Origin of the sequence: Bartonella sp. CL63NXGY, from assembly GCF_042194905.1 — a bacterium.
Classification (GTDB): domain Bacteria; phylum Pseudomonadota; class Alphaproteobacteria; order Rhizobiales; family Rhizobiaceae; genus Bartonella.
Window position 1 is genome coordinate 1 of the sequence record NZ_JBHINK010000148.1, and the last position, 247, is coordinate 247.

At 40.1% G+C, this 247-nt stretch carries 1 protein-coding gene; it reads left to right on the plus strand.

Translation table 11 applies throughout. The features are described from left to right. On the plus strand, positions 1–247 hold a 247-nt coding region (locus ACFIK0_RS09815), incomplete at both ends, for an NAD(P)-binding oxidoreductase (RefSeq protein WP_375663977.1).

Sequence of the window (247 nt, forward strand, 5' to 3'; positions counted from 1 at the left end):
CCGTCATCCACAACACTTAACTAATGTTGATGAAAGTCGGGAAACAGTTATTAAAGGTGATACCTTAAACCCAGCAGATTTAGATGCTGCGATGGAAAAGGTTGATGCTGTATATGCTAACCTACGGAACCCAGAAATTGCTCAACAGGCCGCTAATATTGTAGCAGCAATGGATAAGCATCAAATTAAGCAATTTGTTTGGATTTCCTCGATCGGTATTTATGATGAAGTTCCTGGTAAGTTTGGC